This window comes from Acidaminococcus sp. HCP3S3_H5, from assembly GCF_052122235.1.
Taxonomy (GTDB): Bacteria; Bacillota; Negativicutes; order Acidaminococcales; family Acidaminococcaceae; genus Acidaminococcus.
Genome location: NZ_JBQKCS010000005.1, coordinates 205058 through 220923, shown reverse-complemented (window position 1 = coordinate 220923; position 15866 = coordinate 205058). Strand labels below are relative to the sequence as shown.

General features: G+C 57.0%; 14 protein-coding genes. 1 reads left to right on the top strand and 13 read right to left on the bottom strand.

What is annotated here, in order from left to right:
* Positions 1-56: 56 nt before the first annotated feature.
* From ACTQY5_RS07915 to ACTQY5_RS07855, 13 genes are all read right to left on the bottom strand, one after another.
* A complete protein-coding gene (locus ACTQY5_RS07915) occupies positions 57-578 on the bottom strand; it encodes a 3H domain-containing protein (RefSeq protein ID WP_441369042.1) in 522 nt (173 codons plus the stop codon).
* A 371-nt stretch (positions 579-949) separates the two neighbouring features.
* Positions 950-1882 (bottom strand): LysR family transcriptional regulator, encoded by a 933-nt coding sequence (locus ACTQY5_RS07910; RefSeq protein WP_441369041.1) that lies wholly within the window; start codon positions 1880-1882, stop codon positions 950-952.
* A gap of 250 nt (positions 1883-2132) precedes the next feature.
* Complete coding sequence (locus ACTQY5_RS07905) at positions 2133-3104, bottom strand: LysR family transcriptional regulator (RefSeq protein ID WP_288310987.1); 972 nt, start codon at positions 3102-3104, stop codon at positions 2133-2135.
* Positions 3105-3423: 319 nt separating this feature from the next.
* Positions 3424-4092 carry a phosphate signaling complex protein PhoU gene (gene phoU / locus ACTQY5_RS07900; RefSeq protein ID WP_288310986.1) on the bottom strand — a complete coding sequence of 223 codons (669 nt, stop codon included), beginning with the start codon at positions 4090-4092 and terminating at the stop codon, positions 3424-3426.
* Between the two features lie 13 nt (positions 4093-4105).
* Complete coding sequence (gene pstB, locus ACTQY5_RS07895; protein ID WP_154488486.1) at positions 4106-4891, bottom strand: phosphate ABC transporter ATP-binding protein PstB; 786 nt, start codon at positions 4889-4891, stop codon at positions 4106-4108.
* On the bottom strand, positions 4884-5756 hold the full coding sequence (pstA, locus tag ACTQY5_RS07890) for a phosphate ABC transporter permease PstA (protein ID WP_022488196.1): 873 nt from the start codon (positions 5754-5756) through the stop codon (positions 4884-4886). Before pstA ends, pstB begins: the two co-directional genes overlap by 8 nt.
* Positions 5757-5758: 2 nt before the next feature.
* Positions 5759-6688 carry a phosphate ABC transporter permease subunit PstC gene (gene pstC / locus ACTQY5_RS07885; RefSeq protein WP_353844367.1) on the bottom strand — a complete coding sequence of 310 codons (930 nt, stop codon included), beginning with the start codon at positions 6686-6688 and terminating at the stop codon, positions 5759-5761.
* Positions 6681-7583, bottom strand: coding sequence for a phosphate ABC transporter substrate-binding protein (locus ACTQY5_RS07880; RefSeq protein ID WP_441369040.1), 903 nt, complete (start codon positions 7581-7583; stop codon positions 6681-6683). Before ACTQY5_RS07880 ends, pstC begins: the two co-directional genes overlap by 8 nt.
* Before the next feature lie 174 nt (positions 7584-7757).
* Positions 7758-8972: a carboxynorspermidine decarboxylase gene (locus ACTQY5_RS07875; RefSeq protein ID WP_154488482.1), complete on the bottom strand. Its 1215-nt coding sequence runs from the start codon at positions 8970-8972 to the stop codon at positions 7758-7760.
* Entirely contained in the window at positions 8972-10231 is a 1260-nt protein-coding gene (locus ACTQY5_RS07870; protein ID WP_154488481.1) for a saccharopine dehydrogenase family protein, read from the bottom strand. The genes ACTQY5_RS07875 and ACTQY5_RS07870 overlap by 1 nt, the downstream gene beginning before the upstream one ends.
* Positions 10232-10493: 262 nt before the next feature.
* The gene (speB, locus tag ACTQY5_RS07865) at positions 10494-11348 is read right to left on the bottom strand and encodes an agmatinase (protein ID WP_154488480.1); all 855 of its coding nucleotides are present in this window, start codon (positions 11346-11348) and stop codon (positions 10494-10496) included.
* Positions 11335-12216 carry a polyamine aminopropyltransferase gene (speE, locus tag ACTQY5_RS07860; protein WP_022488190.1) on the bottom strand — a complete coding sequence of 294 codons (882 nt, stop codon included), beginning with the start codon at positions 12214-12216 and terminating at the stop codon, positions 11335-11337. Before speE ends, speB begins: the two co-directional genes overlap by 14 nt.
* A 16-nt stretch (positions 12217-12232) precedes the next feature.
* Positions 12233-13690, bottom strand: coding sequence for an aminotransferase class I/II-fold pyridoxal phosphate-dependent enzyme (locus tag ACTQY5_RS07855; RefSeq protein WP_022488189.1), 1458 nt, complete (start codon positions 13688-13690; stop codon positions 12233-12235).
* A gap of 1185 nt (positions 13691-14875) precedes the next feature.
* Here ACTQY5_RS07855 and ACTQY5_RS07850 point away from each other — a divergent pair.
* On the top strand, positions 14876-15853 hold the full coding sequence (locus tag ACTQY5_RS07850; RefSeq protein ID WP_441369039.1) for a hypothetical protein: 978 nt from the start codon (positions 14876-14878) through the stop codon (positions 15851-15853).
* Positions 15854-15866: the final 13 nt, after the last annotated feature.

The following is a 15866-nucleotide window of genomic DNA, read 5'->3' as shown; positions in this document are numbered from 1 at the left end:
TCCAAAAGACCGGTTTCCGTTCCAGACCGGGTGTGAAAGTACGTTTCCACACCCTCTTAGGCCAATATCCCCAGTTCCTTCAGCCCTTCTCCCAAGGCTTCCATATCCTCGTCATTCCGGGTTTCCACCTGGAGCACATGACGTCCCTGGGTAATGGTTACAATCAGGGGCCCTTTTTCTTCTTTCAGCCGGTCCATGTACTGACGCACGTCCCGGCGGCTGTACAGGTCCATGGGTACCCGGATCACCCCGTATACGTCATGGGTAAGGGTCAGCCCCCGGACGATGCCCCCGTTGTCCACCACCACATTCAGCTCTGCTTCCAATTCAGCAGCATCCATATTCCGGCTCTGGCAGTGGATTTCCTGGTGAAAGCCTTTCTCCGGCACTTCTCCGGCCAGCTGATACCCCCGGGCCGTGGAGATGATCTTCTTCCCGCTGCTCCGGAGCAGGGCCACGTCCCCCACGATGATCTGCCGGGTCACGTTCAGGGCCTTGGACAGGGCCACCCCGGTGAGAGGAGCTTCAGCGTTTTCCAGCATTTCGTACAGTTTTTCTCTTCTCATCTGATTGTCCATAATCATACCCGCTTTCTCTGTAAAGAATCTCTCTTGTTCAGAACATCAAAATTCTCAACGAAGTCTATCTGTAAAAAACAATTATTTCTTACGGAAGAATATTTTTGTATTATACCACAATTCTTGATACGTTTCACGAATATTTTATTCTTTTTTATTTATAATTATGTAAATATCCCTGTCCGGTGTTCTGCCGCCATCTGCCCATTATACCGCCTCCCGGTCACACATTTGTCTAGACATGCAAAATCGGACGAAAAAAAATCCATTTTCTGTATCCTTTATCTTACTAAAGCATACCAGGAAAATGGATTTTTTCGAAATATATTTTTATTAAGAGTAATATTTAAAAACTAAAAGTCTCTCTTCCGTTACAGTCTTCCGGCCATGATTTCCAGGCCCCGTTTCCGGAGCAGGTCCATCATGTCCTCCATATACCGGGGAATCTTTTCCCGATGATGGAAGGCGGCCACCACAGCCCGTTTGTGTTCCGGAATGTCCAGCTGGTACAGGTTCACGGACTTGGAATACCGGAAGGTCCGGGTAAAGGCTTCCCGTACCAGGGTGATGCCGAATCCTTCTGCCACCAGCTGGAGAATCAGTTCAATGCTCCGGATGGTGTAAATGTGCTGGGGCTGGATCTTGTATTTCCGGAAGATTTTATCCTGGAGTTCCCGGGAGGACTGTTCCAGGGTGGTGGACAGGAACACCTGGCCTTTCAGGGCTTCCGGAGAGAGGATCCCGTAGGGCTGGCCTTCCCGGAACACGGCCTGGCTGTTCAGGGGATGGCCCTGGGGCACCGCCACCAGGAATTCTTCCTGGAACAGTTCCCGGCTGTCCATGGATTTGTCCAGATTCTCTCCGTTGACGATGATCATATCCAGTTCGTGGTTCTTCAGCAGATCGTTCAGGAACATAATGTTCCCCTGCCGGAGGGTCAGTTCCACATGGGGCCATTTGCTGCAGAAGGTTTTGAACACCCGGGGCAGCAGCCAGGCTCCCCGGAGGAGAGAAATCCCCAGCCGCAGCCGGCCCACTTCATCGCTGAGGATCATGTTCAGCTCTTCGTTGAACTGGTTGGATTCTTCCAAAATCTTCCGGGCGTAATGGACGTACCGTTCCCCGGCCTTGGTCAGTTCAAATTTTTTCCCCTCCCGGTCGAAAAGAGGCATCCCCAGATGTTTTTCCAGATTGCTGATGTAGATGCTGAGAGCCGGCTGGGATATGTACAGCCGGTCCGCCGCCCTTGTAAGATTTCCGCATTCTGCCAGCGTGCACACATACCGCTGTTCTTTCAGTTCCATTGTATCTCCCCTGCCTGTTGTGTTCATTTATTTTTCTCATAAGAAGTATTTGCTTCTTTTATGATTCCACAAAAGCTATTATACAATAAAAGCAATAATATGGCAAAATCTGTACGTTTTGTTGCATATATCCAGTTATATGTATAGTTATTTTTGAACTATGTCTTTACTGTCCCAGAAAGGCGCATTCCGGGGGGCAGAGACAAAACCCGGAGGCCGGGAAGGGCGGGCCTCCGGATTTCATACGTTTTCAGGAACCCGCCCTGCGGGTTTCCTCCCTAAGCTGCTGACTAGTGACTGGGGACTGCTCCTGCCCCTGGACCCCGGCAATATACCGTTCCAGGGCCTCCACATAGGCTTTCCCCAGGCGGCTGAGATGGGTCTGTTTGTGGGTCAGAAGGCCGATGTGCATGTCCCCTTCTTTCTGGAGGGGCACGGCGATGATGCTGGCCCCGTTCAGCTTCTGGTCGATGACCCCGCTGCAAACGGTGTATCCGTTAAGGCCGATCAGCAGGTTGAACAGGGTGGCCCGGTCGGTGACCCGGATGTTCTTGCTGCGGACCACGGTGCTGAAGATCTCTTCGGAGAAATAGAAGGCGTTGTGGTCCCCCTGGATATAGGACAAATAGGGATAGGGGGCCAGTTCTTCCATGGAGACGCTTTCCCGTCCTGCCAGGGGATGGGAGGCGTTCAGGAACACATGGGGCCGGGCCACGAACAGTTCCCGGAACACCAGGTCGTTGGCCTTGAAGATCTTCTGGAGCACGGCTCGGTTGAAATCGTTGTAGTACAGGATCCCGATTTCACTGCGCATATGGGCCACATCGTCGATGATGGTGTAGGTCTGGGTCTCCTGGAGGCTGAAGTCGTAGGCGTCCCGGCCGTATTCCTTGATCAGGTCCACAAAGGCGTTCACCGCAAAGGAATAATGCTGGGTGGACACGGTAAATTCCTGCTTGCCTCCCGCCTGCTTCTTGTACCGGGATTCCAGAAGATCCGCCTGTTCCAGCACCTGCCGGGCATAGCCCAGGAAGATTTCCCCGTCCCTGGACAGATGGACCCCCTTGTTGGTCCGTTCGAAGATCTGGATACCCATTTCCCGTTCCAGTTCCCGGACCATCTTGGTCAGGCTGGGCTGAGTGATGAACAGGGCTTTGGCCGCCCCGCTGAAGGTCCCTGCCTCAGCAATGGCCACAATATAGCGCAATTGTTGTAAAGTCATGGTTTTTCCTGCTTTCTTTCGGTTTCTTCCGTCCGTATGGTTCTCATTATACCATAGCCCCTCAGAGATACGGGGCAATATCCTTTTTCCGCAGCAGCCACAGGGGGATCACCCCGCCCAGGGTGCCGTCTCCCACAAGGAGCAGCGGGGCCAGGAAGCCCTGCCACAAGGGCCTTCCACCCCCCAGGCTTCCCCCTCCTCCAGCCGAAAGGAAGGCAGGTAGAGGCCTACCACCGGCCGCTGACCGCTGACTATTGACAGCTGATAAAAAGGGAGTGTGGAACGTGCGTTTTTCCACGTTCCACACTCCCCTTTTTCCTCAGTCCATGGTAAATCCATTGTCCCCCTTCAGGAGGTTCTTCTTCATGTACAGCACCCAGTTGCCGATGTTGGTGCCGTGGTCGGCGGTCCGTTCCATGTATTTCAGGAGCAGCACGTAGTCCACGTAGGAGGCCACGTCATCAGGATTTTTCTTGATCTCGTCGGTGAGTCTGGGCAGCAGCCGTTCGAAATCCGCATCCACGATGTCGTCCTTGTCCCCGATGTACCGGGCCTTTTCGTCGTCCCCTTCCAGGTAGCACCGGAAGCTTTCTTCCAGCAGGGACTGCATGTCCTCGTACATCTCTTTGAACCCTTCAGGAGGCTTCACCACCGGATTCCGCTCCAGGATCCGGGCAATGTACAGGGCCATGTCAGAGCAGTGGTCCGCAATCCGTTCCAGTTCGCTGAGCACCCGGAAGGTCCCCATCAGGCTCCGCCAGTCGGAAGCCACCGGAGACTGGAGCACCTGGACGGTCAGGTCTTTCCGCATGATTCCCCGGATCTGTTCGTCGAACTTGTCGTCCCCGTCCCGGACCATCCGGGCTTTGTCCAGGTCCTGGCTGAACAGGGCCGTCTTGGTCTCTTCCAGGGTCTTTTCCAGGCTGGTGATCAGCACCCGCACATCGTCCTGGATTTCCACCAGGGTCTTTACATAGGCATCTCTCATAATGGCTCCTCTCTCAGCCGAACCGGCCGGTGATGTAAGATTCCGTCCGAGGTTCGGAAGGATTGGTGAACAGGGTTTCCGTATCGTTCATTTCCACCAGTTCTCCCAGGTAGAAGAAGGCGGTCTTGTCGGAAATACGGCTGGCCTGCTGCATGTTGTGGGTAACGATGACGATGGTGTAATCCTTTTTCAGTTCCAGGGCCAGGTCTTCGATTTTCTGGGTGGAAATGGGGTCCAGGGCGGAGGTGGGTTCGTCCATAAGGATCACCGAAGGCTGGGCAGCCAGGGTACGGGCGATGCACAGCCGCTGCTGCTGTCCGCCGGACAGGCCCAGGGCGCTTTTGTCCAGACGGTCCTTCAGTTCATCCCAGATGGCCGCCTGGCGCAGGCTCTTTTCCACGATCTCCGTCAGCTGGGCCTTGTTGGTGATGCCCTGGACACGGGGACCGTAGGCCACGTTGTCAAAAATGCTCTTGGGGAAAGGAGAAGGCTGCTGGAACACCATGCCCACCCGGTACCGGAGGGCCAGAGGATCCACTTCCTTGAAAATATCCTTTCCTTCGAACAGGATCTTCCCTTCCACCCGGCAGCCGGATACCCAGTCGTTCATCCGGTTCAGGGTCTTCAGCAGGGTACTTTTGCCGCACCCGGAAGGCCCGATCAGGGCGGTGATTTCATTGCGCTTCACTTTCATATTGATATCCTTCAGGGCCTGGTGCTTCCCGTAGAACAGGTTCAGGTGCTGGATATCGAAGACCAGTGTTTCCGGAGAAACAGGTCCGTTTCCTTGCTCACTCATCGGCAGTTCCCTCCATCTTCTTTTCCAGTCTCCAGCTGATGTACCGGGCCAGTACGTTGAACAGCACCACCACCAGCATCAGGATGGCGGAAGTGACCCCGGCGATCTTCCCCGCATCCGGGCTCAGGGCTTCTGTCCGCATGACCCACACATGGAGGGCCAGGGTTTCCCCGGGACGGAAGGGGTTCAAAGGGCAGGTGGTGGAGCTGAAGTCCCAGTTGCCCCAATCGATGTCCGTGGACATCCCGGCGGTGAACATCAAAGCGGCGGCTTCCCCGAAGCCACGGCCCGCTGCCAGGATCAGGCCGGTCATGATCCGGGGCAGGCAGGCCGGCAGCAGCACGTTCCAGATGGTCTGCCATTTGGAAGCCCCCAGTCCCAGGCTGCCCAGGGTGTATTCAGGGGGCAGGTCCTTCAGGGCGTTTTCCGTCACCGACACCATAAGGGGCAGGGTCAGGATGGAAACGGACAGGGCGCCGGCCATCAGGTTCCACTGGGAACCGGTCATGACGATGAACACCAGGTAGCCGAACAAGCCGACTACGATGGAAGGCAGGGAAGACAGGGTCTCCACCGCCATCCGCACCCAGTTGGTCAGTTTCCCGTCCTGGGCGTATTCCGCCAGGTAGATCCCGGCGGGAATGCCCCACAGGGCACTGATCACCAGGGCCAGGAACACCAGGTACAGGGTGTTGAAGAACATGTCCCGGAGGCTCAGCAGGATATCCGTGCTGAGGGCTCCCAGGCCCTGTCCCACCACATCCAGGATAAAGGCGAAGAGCAGGACTGCGGACCCGGCTGCGCCGGCGGTGAACAGCAGGCTCATGAACCGGTCCATGGTCTTTTTCTTGGCAATGTCTCCCATGGTCAGTCCTCCTCTTTCAGTTTCAGGGGATCTTTACCAAAGGTATGGATGATAAAGATCAGGATGAACGAAATCACAAACAGCAGCAGACCCAACGTCCACAGGGCTGCACTGTATTCCCCGCCTTCCATGGCACCTCCCATGTCGTTGGCGATCACCGTGGTCATGGTGGACGCCGGCAGGAACAGGGACGTGGGGAACCGTTTCATCTGGCCGATGACCATGGCCACGGCCAGGGCTTCCCCCAGGGCACGGGCCAGGCCCAGCACCACGCCGGTGAAGATGCCCCGCTGGGCAGCCGGGAGGATCACGTTCCGGATGGTTTCCCACCGGGTGGCTCCCAGACCGTAGGAAGCATCCCGCCAGCTCTTGGGTACCGCCAGCATGGCGTCAGCGGCCATGGTGGTGATCACCGGGAAGATCATCACCGCCAGCACCAGGGACGCGGCCAGTACCGAGAACCCGAAGGGCATGGGGAAGATTTTCCGGAGGAAGGGCACCAGTACGGTAAGGCCCACCCAGCCGTAAATAACAGAAGGGATCCCGGTGAACATTTCCACCACCGGGCGGATCAGCCGCTGTACCGCCGGAGATGCCATTTCCGACATGTAGATGGCCGCTGCCAGGCTCACCGGCAGGGCAAATACCAGGGACAGGAAGCAGGTGACCAGGGAGCCGCTGATGAACATGGCCGCCCCTACCTGGCCGCCGCCCTCCATGGTATCACTGGGTTTCCACTGGGCGGAAAACAGGAATTCCGTAATACTGTGGCCGAAATCCCAAAAGGTGCCGCTTCCCTTCACGAGAAGGAAAGCGGCCATCAGGAAAGGCAGCAGGGCCGCTGCAATGCCGCAGGCCGTGATTACAGTCTGTGACAAGGACTCTTTGCGGTGAACCTGTACCAGCTTTTGTAAACCTTTTTCATTAATCATGAGCGGTATCTTTAACCTGCATCTTGCTGCTCACACCATAACCCAGTTCTTCGATCCGTTTGCCGTAGTCGGCGGACAGGATGTAATCCAGGAAGGCTTTGACGGCAGCTTTCGGATTCTTGCTGGTGTAGATGTGTTCATAACCCCACACATTGTATTTGCCGGAGTAGGTGTTTTCCAGGGTGGGAGCCACACCGTCGATGGAGATGGTGGCTACGGTGTCATTCTTGGTCAGGTAAGGCAGAGCCACATAACCGATGGCCCCTTTGTTCTGGGCTACGCTCTGTACCAGCAGGCCGGAGTTATCGGTTTCCAGAGATTTGTTGGAAGCTTCTTCCGCACCGCCCATGGCGTATTTGGCGAACAGGGCACGGGTACCGGAGGTCTTGGGCCGGGTTACCAGGGTAATGGGTTCATCCGGGCCGCCCACTTCTTTCCAGTTGGTGACTTTGGCGGTGAAGATGTCGGTAAGCTGCTGTTTGGTCAGGCTCTTGACTTTTTCAGCCACATCCTTGTTCACGATGGTGGCCACAGTCATAACGCAGATCTTGTGGTCTTCCAGTTTGTCAGCCTTGTCTTTGGGCAGTTTGGAAGCCGCCGGTACGTCGGAGTTCCCCATATCCACGGACCCGTCGGACACCTGTTTCAGGCCCATGCCGGAACCGCCGGCGTTCAGGCTGATGCTCACTTCCTTATGCTGCTTCTTGAAGCTTTCGGCAGCATCCTTGACCAGAGGCAGCAGGGCGGAAGAACCGGACCCGGTGATGTTTCCGCGGACCGCAGCCGGCTTCTTGGTGTCAGCAGCCTTCTGGCCGCCGCACCCCAAAGCGCCCATGACCATCATCCCAGCCAGGACTGTCACAGCCAGTTTTTTCCATTTGTTTTTCAAGATCATCTTCATCGCTCCCTTACAGAAAATCCATGATGACAGTAGTATTGCTTTTGTCTATAGCTATAAGATACCAGAGCCATGTAAAAAGTAAGAGCAGGGTTTTGTAAAGAATTGTAAAAAAAGAGAGTGTCGCTTTTGCAACACTCTCGTCAATTGACAGGCAAAGGGCGCCGCCCTTTACCTTCCCAACCTCATCTTGAAATCTTCATAGCCGAACCGTTTCAGCACCTTCACCGTCCCGTCCTCTTCCAGCACGTCGATATCCGGCAGGGGCATGCCGTTGAAGGTGTTGTTCTTGCAGGTGGTGTAAATGGCCATGTCTCCGAAGAGCAGCAGGTCCCCCACTTCCAGTTCCCCGTCGAAGCTGTAGTCTCCGGCCACGTCCCCGGCCAGGCAGGTACCGCTGCCCAGCCGCCAGGTCACAGGCCGCTCTCCCGGTTCCCCGGCTCCGTAAAGGGGCGGCCGGTAAGGCATTTCCAGCACATCCGGCATATGGCAGGCGGCGCTGGTGTCCAATATGGCGATCTTCACCTCTCCGTTTTCCACCACATCCAGCACCCGGGTGGCCAGGTACCCGGCGTTCAGGGCACAGGCTTCTCCCGGTTCCAGGTACACGGTAACGTCCCAGGCCTTCTGGGCCCTGCGGATGCATTCCTCCAGCAGGGGAATATGGTACCCTGGCCGGGTGATGTGGTGGCCGCCCCCCATGTTCACCCATTTCATGTGGGGCAGCACATCCCCGAACTTTTCTTCCACAGCATCCAGGGTCTTTTTCAGGTCCTGGGCATCCTGTTCGCACAGAGTGTGGAAGTGGATCCCGTCCAGAAGCTCCACCAGATCCGGGGTCATCCAGGCATCCCACTGGGCCCGGGTGGTGCCCATCCGGCTGCCGGGGGCACAGGGATCATAGATGGCATGGCCTTCCTGGGTAGAACATTCCGGGTTGATCCGGAGCCCCACGCTTTTCCCGGCCTTTTTGGCCATGGGGCCCCAGGTCTTCAGCTGCCGGGGGGAATTGAACACAATATGGTCCGCCACCTGGCACACTTCTTCCATCTGGTCTTCCCGGTAGGCCCCGCAGAACACATGGACTTCCTTCCCGGGCATGGCTTCCCGGCCCAGTTTGGCCTCATAAAGGCCGCTGGCTTCGGTGCCGGCCAGGTAGGGCTCCAGCACCGGGTACAGGTCGTAGTTGGAAAAAGCCTTCTGGGCCAGGAGGATCCGGCAGCCGGTCCGGTCCTGGACCCCTTTCAGGATCTCCCCGTTCCGGCGGAGGGCTGCCTTGTCCAGGATGTAACAGGGAGTGGTCAGCCCTCCGAAGGCGGCTTCCGGAGTCTTCCCCCGGAGCCCTGCAAAGGCGGGCCGCTCTTCCCGCACCTTGTTCCAGTCCATTATTTCACCAGGGCCGGATCATGGGATTCGCTCCGGGGCAGGCCGTGCTTGTCCAGGGCATCCAGGAAGGGATCCGGATCGAATTCTTCCACCGTGTGGACCCCGGGAGTGGTCCATTTCCCAGTAAGCAGCATCAGGGCGCCGCACATGGCCGGCACGCCGGTGGTGTAGCTGATGGCCTGGCTGCCCACTTCCCGGTAGCAGGCCTGATGGTCGCACACATTGTAGATGTAGTAGGTCTTTTCCTTCCCGTCTTTCTTCCCGGTGAAGATGCAGCCGATGTTGGTCTTGCCCTTGGTCCGGGGACCCAGGCTGGCCGGATCCGGCAGCAGGGCCTTGAGGAATTTGATGGGAACGATTTCGTGGCCTTCAAAGTTGATGGGGGTGGTGGACAGCATGCCCACATCCTCCAGACAGCGCATATGATCCAGATAGCTCTGGCCGAAGGTCATGAAGAACCGGATCCGTTTCACCCCGGGGATGTTCTTGGCCAGGCTTTCGATTTCTTCGTGGTGGAGCAGGTACATGTCCTTTTCTCCCACCTGGTCGAAGTTGTATTCCCGTTTGATGCTCATGGCCGGGATTTCCACCCAGTGGCCGTTTTCCCAGTAGCTGCCGGGAGCGGACACTTCCCGCAGGTTCACTTCCGGGTTGAAGTTGGTGGCAAAGGCGTACCCGTGGTCCCCGCCGTTGCAGTCCAGGATGTCGATGGTGTCGATGGTATCGAATTCATGCTTCTGGGCATAGGCGCAGTAAGCCTGGGTCACCCCCGGATCGAAGCCGCAGCCCAGCAGGGCGGTAAGGCCGGCCTTTTCGAATTTTTCTTTGTAGGCCCACTGCCAGCTGTAGTCGAAGTAGGCGGAGAATCCTTCTTCCTTGCAGCGTTTTTCGTAGATGGCCCGCCATTTGGGATCGTCCGTGTCTTCCGGTTCGTAGTTGGCGGTGTCCATATAGTTCACCCCGCAGGCCAGGCAGGCATCCATAATGGTCAGATCCTGATAAGGCAGGGCAATGTTCATCACCAGGTCCGGCTGGTAGCTTTTGATCAGGGCGATCACCTGGTCCACATGGTCCGCATCCACCTGGGCGGTGGTGACTTTGGTGGCGGTCTTCCCTTTCAGTTTTTCCGCCAGGGCATCGCATTTGGATTTGGTCCGGCTGGCAATGCACAGCTCGGTGAACACATCGCTGACCTGACAGCATTTCTGGATGGCTACAGAAGCAACTCCGCCGCAGCCGATAACAAGGACTCTGCTCATGATATTTTCCTCCTTGGAATATTGTGTCTAAGAGGTCTGCTGCACAAGCAGCAGACCTGAGTCGGAAGTCTGGAGTCGGAAGTCTGAAGCCCCAGGATAGGACCCGTCTTTATGGCCGGGTCCTCAGTAATTTGTAAAACCGGATCCGATTTACACATTCATAAATTTGCCTGCAAATTTATCCTTCGGCTCCAGACTCCAGACTTCAGACTTGAGCCGCTGTGCGGCTCTACAGCTGGTATGCTGCTTTTGCAGCATACCTTTACAACAGCGCCAGCAGCAGTTCCCGGACCACTTTGCAGGCCACGGCTGTGGAGGCTCCGCTGGCATCCAGCATGGGGGCCAGTTCGTTCACATCGGCAGCCACCACATTGGTCCTGGCCACCAGCCGCAGGGCGTTCAGCAGCTGCATGAAGGTGATGCCCCCGGCTTCCGGGGTCCCGGTGCCCGGGAACACGGAAGGATCCAGGCAGTCCAGGTCGATGGTGAAATACACCGGAGCCTGGCTCTTTTCCAGATCCCGGACCAGCTGTTCCAGCCCTCCGAAACTGAAGGGATGCAGGTCCGTGTGGGCATGGGCGAACTGCCATTCTTCCCGTTCCCCGCTGCGGATGCAGAACTGGTGGATTTTCCCGTCCCCGATCAGGTCGTGGCACCGACGGATCACACAGGCATGGCTCAGTTTCGCCCCCAGGTAGTCATCCCGCAGGTCCGTGTGGGCATCAAAGTGGACGATCTGGAGGTCCGGGTACTTTTTCAGCACTGCCCGGAAGGCGCCCAGGGTCACCAGGTGTTCGCCTCCGATCATAAAGGGCAGCTTCCCGTCCTGGAGGATAGTGGCAGTCCGGTCCTCAATGTCCTTCAGGGCCATTTCCGAACTGCCAAAGCACAGTTCCAGGTCCCCGCTGTCGAACACTGCATAGTCCGTCAGATCCTTGTCCTGGTAGGGACTGTAGGTTTCCAGGCCGAAGCTTTCGTGGCGGATAGCGGAAGACCCGAACCGGGTGCCGGGCCGATAGCTGGTGGTGGAATCAAAGGGGGCTCCGAACAGGACGATTTTGGCCTTTTCGTAAGGAGCGTCGCAGGCCAGGAAGGTTTCCACATTATTTGTCAGCATTTTTGCAGCCTTCTTCCGTTTCCACTTCTTTGAGCATTTCCTCCAGGAAAGCCGGCAGCCAGAAAGCTCCCACATGGAGCCGGGTGGTGTAGTACCGGGTGTGCATGTTCAGGGCTTCCCAGGCGGGAGCGTCCAGGTCGTTGATGGGATGGTACTTCTTGCTGGCAAAGCCGAAGGTCCAGTACCCTGCCGCATAGGTGGGGATGTGGGCCTGGTATACCTTGCTGATGGGGAAGGTGCTGACGATCCGCTGGTGGCTCCGCTGCATGGCAATGGCGTCTTCCTTGTAGAAGGGGCTCCCCTGCTGGTTCACCATGATCCCGTCTTCCCGGAGGGCATTGTAGCAGCTGCCGTAGAATTCCCGGGTGAAGAACCCTTCGGAGGGACCGAAAGGATCCACGGAATCCACAATGATCAGGTCGTAGGAATTTTCCCGGTGGCGGATGAATTTCAGGGCGTTTTCAAAGTAGATGTGCACCCGACGGTCGTCCATCCGGCAGGCGTTCCCGGGCAGATAGTTCCGGCAGGCTTCCACCACCATGGGATCCATTTCCACCAGGTCGATTTTCTCCACCCGGTCGTACCGGGTCAGTTCCCGGACCACGCCCCCGTCCCCGGCGCCGATTACCAGGATGTCCTTGATGCCCTTGTGGACGGCCATGGGCACATGGGTCATCATTTCGTCGTAGATGAATTCATCCCGTTCCGTCAGCATCACGTTCCCGTCCAGGGTGAGCACCCGGCCGAATTCCGGCGTCTCGAAAATATCGATCCGCTGGAAGTCACTCTGTTTGGAGAACAGGTGACGGTTGACCCGGAGGCTGTGTTTCACATCCGGGGTATGGAATTCACTGAACCACATTTCCATTGGTTGTATCCCCCTCTTATGCTAATACATTCAGGTGGAGCAGTTCCGGATCTTCCGAACCGGTCATGCTGCAGCCCTTTTCTTTGGCGTACCGGATATGTTCCAGTACGGTTTTGGTGATTTTTTCCCCAGGGGCCAGAAGCGGAATCCCCGGAGGATAGCACATGACGAATTCGCTGCACACCCGGCCCTCACACTGCTCCAGAGGCAGGCTTACCTTCTCGGCATAGAAGGCTTCCTGGGGACTGGTGACCACCACCGGTTCCACATATTCCTGGGTGAGCATGCCGGTGGGATCCTTCTGATACCGGCGGCGGATTTCCGCCAGGGCGCTGACCAGCCGTTCCAGATCCTGGATCCGGTCCCCCATGGACAGGTAGGCCAGGATGTTGCCGATATCCCCGAATTCGATCTGGATGTCATAATCATCCCGGAGGATGTCGTACACTTCGATGCCGGCCAGACCGATATCCAGGGTGTGGATGCTCAGTTTGGTGTTGTCGAAGTCGAACACGGAATCTCCGTTCATCAGTTCCCGGCCAAAGGCATAGTAGCCTCCGATGTTGTTGATTTCCTGCCGGGCGTATTCCGCCATGTCCACCACTTTGTGGAAGATTTCCCGTCCGTGGAGAGCCAGCCGCCGGCGGCTGATGTCCAGGCTGGACATGAGCAGGTAGCTGCCGGAGGTGGTCTGGGTCAGGTTGATGATCTGGCGCACATAGCCGGCGTGGACCTTGGGACCGGTGAGCAGGAAGCTGGACTGGGTCAGGCTGCCCCCGCTTTTGTGCATGGAAATGGCGGCCATGTCGGCCCCGGCGGCCATGGCGGAAACAGGCAGCCCGCTGCCGAAGTAGAAATGGGTGCCGTGGGCTTCATCGGCCAGGCACAGCATCCCGGCATCGTGGGCCATCTTTACAATGGCCCGGAGGTCACTGCACACTCCGTAATAAGTGGGGTTGTTCACCACCACAGCCACCGCGTCCGGGTTCTCCCGGATGGCCTTGGCCACTGCATCCCGCTTCATCCCCAGGCTGATCCCCAGCCGCTTGTCCACGTCCGGGTTCACGTATACAGGAATGGCTCCGCAGAGCACCAGGGCGTTGATCATGCTTTTGTGGACGTTCCGGGGCAGAATGATCTTGTCGCCCCGTTTGCAGGCGGACAGGATCATGGACTGGACGGCACTGGTGGTGCCCCCCACCATCAGGAAGGCCTGGCTGGCTCCGAAGGCGTCAGCGGCCAGCTGTTCCGCCTCCCGGATCACCGACACCGGATGGCACAGGTTGTCCAGGGGCTTCATGCTGTTCACATCCACCCCCACACATTTTTCGCCCAGGAACTCCGTCAGTTCCGGGTTGCCCCGGCCCCGTTTGTGGCCGGGTACGTCAAAGGGCACCACCCGCATTTTCCGGAACTTTTCCAGAGCTTCGTAGATGGGCGCCCGATCCTGTTTCAACCGATATTGCTTTTCCAAGCTTTTTCCCTCCCCAGTTCATTTTTTACTTCTGTACAAAAAAACGCAAGCTGCCCCCTTGCAGCTTGCGTTTTAAGGTCTCATCCGGTATTTCGGTTTGCTTCTATCAGGGGATCCCCGTTACGAACGACTCTTATTGACCGTTTCACAAGTCTGCGCACAGACGCATTGCGGTTATGAAGTAACCAACTTATAAAAGTTGAACCCAAAAGTTCAATCAATAAGGCTGCAAACCAGTTGCCGCCAATTCGGCAGTGGACCCGGCTGTCCGTATGGCCTTGACCGGACAGCTGCCCCGAAAAGGCAGTACCCCTGTCCAGTGGTCCGTGAAATTTCTGAAAATCCATGAACGAATCTTCAAACCGTAAAAATTTTAACATACCCCCACCCCGTTGTCAATTTCATCTTGTTTTCCCGTATGTGTCAACAAGTTCTCAGTAAAACCTTCATCACAGTATAGTTATTCATTCATGTCCGAAAGTGAAGAGTGCAGAGTGAAGAGCATGGGCCCGCAGAGACCGCACAACCGGCGGCTCGCCAGATGTACGAGTCTCTGACCCCAACGATGTAGGGGTTTCGCCGCAGGCAAACCCGTCCCGGCCGCACAGAGGGCAAAAACTTCTATACCCATACACCCGCAAGGGCTCTCCGCCGGGAGGACAGGCCCGCCCTGCAGGGGCGGGGGACCGGGCTTGCCCGGTGGTGGGGGCATGAGGTCCTGAAAGGACCGAATACCTTGACATGGGTACGGGCTCAGCGGCTGGAAATGCAGCAATGGAAACTGTAGACCCAGAGACTTTGCTCCTACCCGTTCACTCCATTGTTGTCTGCCGTACCTGCAAAGTATCGGCTGGCGCCGATGCCCCCACCACCATCCTTGCGGATGGTCCCCCGCCCCTCCCAGGGCGGACTTTGGGTCCGTTCCCATCACCATTTCAGGGCTGCGTCCAAGTGTCCCATGGGGACTGCAGCTGGGTCCGTAATTGGCAATGCTGCTTTGTAGTAGAGTCAATAAAAAAATGAAGAAGAGAAAATTATACCTTGCCCCCCCTCCTAGGGTGAACTTTTTATCCGGTTTTATCACAGCCCTGCAAAAGAACTTTGAAAATTTCCGATCAATTTGCTAAAATTATTTTTTAAGCGTCGTATAACGTATGACAGACTTTTTCAAAGGGAGCTGTTGAAATGACAAGGGCAGAATGGGTACGGAGCCAGATACGGAGCCCCTGGCACTGGGGGAGTATGCTGGCACTGTGGGGACTGGGATATTACACGTTGGGCTGGGCAGGCCGGGGGCATATGACCGCCGCCATGGCAGGCTGGGGGCTTTTCCTTTTGGTGGAAACCGCCCCCATGCTGTGGACCATGCTGGCCTTTGCGGGAGCCATGCTGTTCCTGTCCCGGATATTTCCACCGGCGGCCATTATCTTTCTCATCATCGGCATCGTGTTCTTCATCCTCCGGATCCGGTACGTGATCCAGAACGCCCAGCTGTTGGCCAGCGGCTTCCTGGTGTACCTGGTGTACTATTATCTCTTTGCCGATCACATGCACCTGGGCTGGAAACTGGTGGAAGCCTGCTACAAGCTGGTGACCCTGAACCACCTGTTTGCCCTGTCCTGGCAGCTCCGGCACTTTTTGGCCTACCTGGCCATTCTCCTGGCCGCCGGGCTGCCGGTGCTCCTGGTCCATCTGTTCCTCTGGATGGCCTACCGGAAAGGGTATGAAAGCCGCAACGCTCTTACGGTGCTGTTCGGCCTGCCCCTGGTGGTAATTTCCTTCCTGCTGCCGTTCCTGAAGATTTTGGGGGCCTTCGACGGAGCCGCCTTTACCGACGCCGGCCATGGAGGCCATATGGCTCCAGATGGGTTCCACGGCACCGGGGACGGATACGCTCCCACAGGCGATCACCCGGTTCCCGTCCACCACGTAAACGGCTATTTCCGATCCACCCCCGGGGGAGGCACCACCTATGTCCATCCCCATGTGGCCACCAATCCGGACGGGATCCTGGAAAACAACCTGTCCTACCACGGGCCCCATCCCCAGCCAGGCCTGGCGGACGCACCCCATGCCCCTGCCGGCGCCGGCCACACGGTCCACGGACCCAATGTAGACACGGTGCCGGGGCTTGGGAAGGAGAAAAAGGAAAAGAAGCTGTGAAAAAATGAGAAAT